The organism is Mesorhizobium sp. M1E.F.Ca.ET.041.01.1.1 (assembly GCF_003997355.1).
In the GTDB taxonomy this organism is placed as follows: Bacteria; Pseudomonadota; Alphaproteobacteria; order Rhizobiales; family Rhizobiaceae; genus Mesorhizobium.
Genome location: NZ_RZSL01000384.1, coordinates 1 through 6,017 on the forward strand (window position 1 = coordinate 1; position 6,017 = coordinate 6,017).

The 6,017-nt window shown below is 63.8% G+C and carries 8 protein-coding genes; 6 read left to right on the top strand and 2 right to left on the bottom strand.

Annotated elements, in window-relative coordinates; all coding sequences use genetic code 11:
* The 3 genes from EOA38_RS25310 to EOA38_RS25320 all read left to right on the top strand — a co-directional run.
* On the top strand, positions 1–125 hold a 125-nt coding region (locus EOA38_RS25310; RefSeq protein WP_189434874.1), incomplete at its 5' end, for an XdhC family protein.
* Positions 122–1,744 (top strand): molybdopterin-binding/glycosyltransferase family 2 protein, encoded by a 1,623-nt coding sequence (locus tag EOA38_RS25315; protein ID WP_127300518.1) that lies wholly within the window; start codon positions 122–124, stop codon positions 1,742–1,744. The genes EOA38_RS25310 and EOA38_RS25315, both read left to right, overlap by 4 nt.
* Before the next feature lie 32 nt (positions 1,745–1,776).
* Positions 1,777–2,667, top strand: coding sequence for an alpha/beta hydrolase (locus EOA38_RS25320; RefSeq protein WP_127300519.1), 891 nt, complete (start codon positions 1,777–1,779; stop codon positions 2,665–2,667).
* Positions 2,668–2,683: 16 nt separating this feature from the next.
* Here EOA38_RS25320 and EOA38_RS25325 read toward each other — a convergent pair whose 3' ends face one another.
* Entirely contained in the window at positions 2,684–3,733 is a 1,050-nt protein-coding gene (locus tag EOA38_RS25325) for a DUF1176 domain-containing protein (RefSeq protein WP_127300520.1), read from the bottom strand.
* Positions 3,734–3,877: 144 nt separating this feature from the next.
* Here EOA38_RS25325 and EOA38_RS25330 point away from each other — a divergent pair, with 144 nt between their 5' ends.
* A complete protein-coding gene (locus EOA38_RS25330) occupies positions 3,878–4,381 on the top strand; it encodes a DUF1993 family protein (RefSeq protein WP_127300521.1) in 504 nt (167 codons plus the stop codon).
* A 109-nt stretch (positions 4,382–4,490) separates the two neighbouring features.
* Here the strand turns inward: EOA38_RS25330 and EOA38_RS41155 are convergent, their stop codons facing one another.
* The gene (locus EOA38_RS41155; RefSeq protein ID WP_082954041.1) at positions 4,491–4,655 is read right to left on the bottom strand and encodes a DUF1127 domain-containing protein; all 165 of its coding nucleotides are present in this window, start codon (positions 4,653–4,655) and stop codon (positions 4,491–4,493) included.
* 405 nt (positions 4,656–5,060) lie between these two features.
* Between EOA38_RS41155 and EOA38_RS25340 the strand changes: the two genes are divergently transcribed.
* Complete coding sequence (locus EOA38_RS25340; RefSeq protein WP_127300522.1) at positions 5,061–5,519, top strand: hypothetical protein; 459 nt, start codon at positions 5,061–5,063, stop codon at positions 5,517–5,519.
* A 110-nt stretch (positions 5,520–5,629) separates the two neighbouring features.
* Positions 5,630–6,017 (top strand): aldo/keto reductase (locus EOA38_RS25345; protein ID WP_189434876.1); only part of this gene is annotated, 388 nt, incomplete at its 3' end.

A 6,017-nucleotide genomic window follows, 5' to 3' on the forward strand; every position in this document is an offset into this window, starting at 1 on the left:
TCCATGCGCCGATCGGTCTCGACATCGGCGCGGCGAGCCCGGCCGAGATCGCCGTTGCGGTGCTGGCGCAGACCATCCACGCGTTCCGCTCGCGCGGCCTCGAAGTGAAAGGCGCCGTGGCGTGAAGTTCGGCCCGGTTCCAATCGAGCAGGCTGAAGGCGCGGTGCTGGCGCATGCGACGGCAGCCGGCGAACGCCGGTTCCGCAAGGCGCATCGGCTGAGCGGCGACGATGTCATGGCGCTGAAAGCGGCCGGCGTCAGGGAAGTTGTCGCCGCCGTTTTGTCCTCGGATGATCTCGGTGAGGATACGGCGGCCGCGAAGATCGCCGCCGTCATGCGCCACCGCAACGTCGAGGTGAACCCCGCCGCGACCGGGCGGGTCAATCTCCATGCCGCGACCGCGGGCGTCTTCACCGTCGACGCCAAGATGATCGACGCCATCAACGCCGTCGATCCGGCCATCACCATCGCCACGCTGGCGCAGCACGCGCCGGTCGAGAAGGGCCAGATGGTGGCGACGGTAAAGATCATTCCCTTTGCTGTCGCCGCGAGCCTGGTCGATGCGGTGGTCAAGATCTGCGCCGGCGGCGAGATCTTTGCCGTCAACGCCTATCGTCCGGTCAATGTCGGCGTCATCCAGACAACGCTCCCCGGCGTGAAGCCGAGCGTGCTCGACAAGACGCTGCGCGTCACCGAGGCGCGGCTGTCGCGTTCCGGCGGCCGGCTGACGGCGGAGCGGCGCACGCCGCATGAAGTGGCGCCCGTCGCGGAAGCCGCGACCGCGCTGGCGCGCGGCAACGACATGGTGGTGATCTTCGGGGCATCGGCGATGAGCGATTTCGCCGATGTCGTGCCGGCGGCGATCGAGCGCGCAGGGGGTACCGTCATCCGCGCGGGCATGCCGGTCGATCCCGGCAATCTGCTGGTGCTGGGCACGCTTGCCGGCAAGCGCATCATTGGCGCGCCCGGCTGCGCCCGCAGCCCCAAGGAAAACGGTTTCGACTGGGTACTGGACCGGCTGATTGCCGGGCTCGACGTGACGGCGCGCGATATTGCCGGCATGGGTGTTGGCGGGCTGCTCATGGAAATCCCGACCAGGCCGCAGCCGCGCGAGCCGCTGCCGGCCCCACAGTCGGCAAGATCGGAGCCCAGGGTCGATATCGTGCTTCTTGCCGCCGGCCGCTCCAGCCGCATGGGCGGGCCGAACAAGCTCCTGGCGCTGTTCGACGGCGAGCCGCTGGTGCGCCGCACAGCCGAGCGCGCACTGGGTTCGAAGGCGGCCAGCACCATCGTCGTCACCGGACATCAGCGCGAACGCGTGCGCTCCGTGCTTTCCGGCCTCGATGTGAGGCTCGCCGACAATCCGGACTTCGCTGACGGTCTCGCCTCGTCGTTGAAGGCAGGCATCGCGCAGGTCGCGCCAGACGCCGCCGGCGCCATGATCGTGCTCGGCGACATGCCGGGCGTGTCATCGAAGGACCTCGACAGCCTGATCGATGCGTTCCGCCGGTCCGGCGGTCGCGCCGTGGTGCGCGCGGCGCATCTGGGAAAGCGCGGCAATCCCGTGCTGCTGCCGCGGTCTCTTTTCCTGGCCGTTTCCCAACTCGAGGGCGACACCGGCGCGCGCCATCTGGTCGAGGCCGAGGGGCTCGACGTCATCGATGTCGAGATCGGGCAGGGCGCCTCGATCGACGTCGACACGCGCGAGGCGCTGGAAGGGGCGGGCGGCGTCCTGCAGGATTGACAAACCGAAGCCGAATTTCGCATGGCTTCGGCATGTCTTTCCGCCTCCGAATTTTCCTCACCCTGCTCACCTCAACGGCGATCTCGCTCTCGGCCGCCGAGGCGCAGACGTTGTCGCTGAAACCCTTCAAGGACGACCTGTTCGGCTACCCGGCGACGCTGTCGAGCGGCGACAACGGTGCCTACACCGTCCTCGACTACCGCGAGATGCGCGACATCAACCAGCGCGACGAAGTGCCCGAAAAGCGCGTGCATGCGCAATATACCGAACCCGGCGTGCGCAAGGTGCAGCAGGATCTGATGCTGAAGACGGATGCCGGCGACGTCAGGCATGTCGCGGTCGGCAAGACGGAAGGCGCCGCCATCATCGTGCTTTACCTGCATGGGCAGGGCGGCAGCCGTAAGCAGGGCGTCGACGACTTCACCTTCGGCGGCAATTTCAACCGCATCAAAAACCTGATGGCCGAAAATGGCGGGCTCTATCTTTCGCCGGATTTTCCCGATTTCGGCGACAAGGGCGCGGCGCAGGTCTCGGCCCTGATCGATCACTATGCCGAGACATCGCCCGGCGCGAAGATCTTCGTCGCCTGCGGCTCGATGGGTGGCATGCTGTGCTGGAAGCTGGCCGATCGCAAGGACACGGGAGCCCGCATCAACGGCCTGCTGCTGCTCGGCTCGCTCTGGGACGACAGCTTCCTGACCAGCCCTGCCTTCAAGCGCCGGGTACCGGTGTTCTTTGGCCAGGGCAGCCACGACGTGGTTTTCCCGGTGGAGAAGCAGGAGGCGTTCTTCCGCTCGATCCTCGCCAAGTCGAAGGCCTATCCGACCCGTTTCGTGCGCTTCGAGACCGGCACGCACGGGACGCCGATCCGTATGGTCGACTGGCGCGGCACGCTCAATTGGATGCTGACGAAAGCGCCTTGAACAGGGCGCCCTCAACTCAAGGTGGGGTGTTGTAGTCCAGTACGGTCTCGGGGTTGATCTCGCCGTCATAGGACGCATCGACATCGTACTGCACCAGCGAGAAATTGCCGTTGCGGAACAGATAGGTGCCGGTCGACGAGGCGTCGCCGACACCGCGCCATTTGTTCATGGACGTGATCGTCCTGGTCTTGTCGTCATATTCGGAATTGACCAACTGGTCGTCGGTCTGGAAACCGATGATGTGGATCCCCTCGACCTTGCCCTCGCTGTTGTTGTTCTCGTAGCGGATGTCCAGCTCCGGCGAGGCGAACTGCAGCTGCCTGACGCCGGCGACATCGTCGTAGATGTAGTAGACCGCGCTCTCATTGTAGGCGGCCAGCGAGCAGAAGAAGCGGAAAAGCCGCGTCTCGCGCTCCGGCTCGTCGGCTCCGGCGTCCTTGTCCTTATAGCGGATGGAGTAGGCGTCCGGCTCGCCGGCTGGCTTGCCTTCCGGATTCTCCTTGTCGCACTGTTCGCCATAGGTGGCGAGGAACGCCTTCCTGGCCTGTTCAAGCGCCTCGTCCTTCTTCGGGGGCGGCGGGCCGTCGCCGCAACTGGCCGGCACGGCACTTTCGAAATCTTCGGTCGACGGCTTCAGCGCGCCCTTGTCGATGAAGATCGGCTGGAACGGCGGTTCCTGTATCTGCGCGTTGACCTGGCGAAGCGTGTAACAGCCGGCAAAGACCTTGGCCTCGCCCTTCTTGTCAGTCGCCTGGATGGCGACGGGAACGCTGTAATAGATGCTGCCGGCCGCACCCTCGTCGGATACGGCGCCGGTTTTGACCTCGACCGTGTCGGTGTTGTCGTAGCCCTTGACGAAAGCGTTGAAATCTTTTGCTGGCTTCGTATCGCCATAGTAACCCCAGGCGCGAGCGAATTCATGCCGGCCGATGGCGCTGTAGAGCGAGCGGACGACCGCCTCTGCGCTGGATCTATCGTCGATATAAGGCACTTCGGCTGCGAGCGCCGACTGGCCGATGCCAACAAGGGAGAGCAAGGCAGTCGCTGCGAGAAGGGCACGTATCATCGGGAATCTCCGCTCGATAACGAAAATACTACCACGGCGATTGCGGCGGCGCGGTGACGCGGCCTGGACACTGCTTGAAGAATCGGGCCGGGAGGCGCTACCTCACGACCCGCGGCGCTGAGGCCGCCTGGGGAGATTACTCACGTGACCATATCCATGTACGATATTTCCGTGGCCGTCTTTTCGGCCCGGCTGAAGGCGCTGGCCAGCGTGCTGTCGCTGACCGAGCAGAACGCCACCGACCGCAAGATCGACCCACAGGTGCTCCTGACCGCCAGGCTGGCGCCCGACATGTTCGCGCTGACCAGGCAGGTGCAGATCGCCACCGATCACGCCAAGGGCGCGCCGTCGCGGCTCGCCGGCCGCGAAGTGCCGAAATTCGAGGACAATGAGTCAAGCTTCGAGGAACTGCACGCCCGAATCGCCAAGACGCTCGATCATCTGGCGACATTCTCGGCCGCGGACCTGGCTGGCTCGGAGGAGCGGACGATCGAGCTCAGGCTTGCCGGGCGCGAGGTGTCGATGAGCGGGCTGCAGTACCTGCTTCATGCCGCCATGCCGAACTTCTACTTCCACGTCACCACGGCCTACGACATCCTGCGGCATAACGGCGTGCCGCTGGGCAAGGCGATTTTCCTGGGACGCTAACAACCGAGAGGGTTCCCGGCCACCGCCGGGAAGCCTCTTTTACTTTTGGTTTCGCGCAATTCCGGACGGAGCCGCGGCACACTTGCCCTGGAATTGCCCGAGCGCCAGATCAGCGTATCGACATTTCGCGGGCGATACGCGGAAAATCCGCCGGCTTGATGCCGATATCGGCGCGGTCGGCATTGCTCATCGCGTTCAGAAGCGCGAGCGCCGAACGGTAACGCTGCTGTTCCTGCGGGCGTGGCCGCGCGAACATTTCAGTGAAGAACCCCATATCCCAGGCCCCTAATTTGTCCTCCACACGTCTAATATATAGGCGATTTGTTACAATTGTGCAGTGCAGCAATCGCATGGCAGCCATGCCTTTGCGAATTTTTTTCGCCACAATCGATTTTTTTGAAACTTTTGCAGAAGCTCGATCGTAGGCCTCGATGCTGGCTCCATGGCCGGCTTTTCCTCGCCATTCCTGGCGACCTTGCCGGGCTGCACAAAAATGCGGTCCGGCTTTTTGTTTCGGCGGCGACTGCGTCGGGTTTCCGGAGCTGAAAAGCGCGCAATTGTTAACGTCATGGGCATTCATTTTTAACGAGAGCGCTCTATGGTCGGCGGCGACGGTGAATGCCGTCGCAATACGGAGGAGGCTGAGATCGGCACCGGGAACAAGCTCGATTTCGCTTCGTTGCTCGACGACCTGATCATCGCTTCCGAGAAGGGCGAAGACGGGGGCGCCAGGCCCTCTATACCGTTCGATTATCTGTCGGTGGCGGACGAGCTTCATTCCGGTCGCATCAAGGTTGCGGGCGAGAGCGTCGCCGCAGAATACCGTGAAACGGGCACTGATCTTGCCGCCGAGTTCGCCGCGATTCTCGACCAGGCCAAGCTGGCGCTTGCCGGCGAAGAGCCGCGGCCGGAGGAAAAGCTGCCGCCGATCGATCCGGAATCGATTGCCGGCGAGCTCGGCCTGGACCGTCCAGGCAAGAATGCCGATTTCGGCCGCATGCGGCGCAACTTCGCTTTCGCCAACCATCCGGACCGTGTTGCCCCGCATCTGCGCCAGCGCGCCATGATCCGCATGCAGGTCGCCAACATGCTGATCGACGAGGCCAAGCGGCGCGCTCTGGCTGCGGCGCGTCGCTAGCAATTCACGCAAAAGTCGGCGGCGGCAGGGTTGGAGAACCCCAAGCCTTTGCTTTATGCTTGAATTCCTCGCCGCCCAGCCGCGCAAAACCTCCCGCCGGAGAAAATTCCATGCATAAACGCCGCCTCGGTCGGACCGATCTCCTTGTTTCGCAAATCTGCCTGGGCTCGATGACCTGGGGCCAGCAGAACACCGAGGCCGAAGGTCATGCGCAGATGGATCTGGCCTTCTCGCGCGGGGTGAATTTCATCGACACCGCCGAGCTTTACTCGATCCCGCCGAAGGCCGAGACGCAGGGGCGGACCGAGAAGATCATCGGAAGCTGGATGAAGGAGAAGGGAAATCGCGACAAGGTCGTCATCGCCTCGAAAGTAGTCGGCCGCACCGCCAACACCTGGTTCCGCGGCGACCGCCCTTCGAAGCTGGTTCGTGCCGATATATTCGATGCGGTCGAGAAGTCGCTGGCCAAGCTCGGCACCGACTATATCGATCTCTATC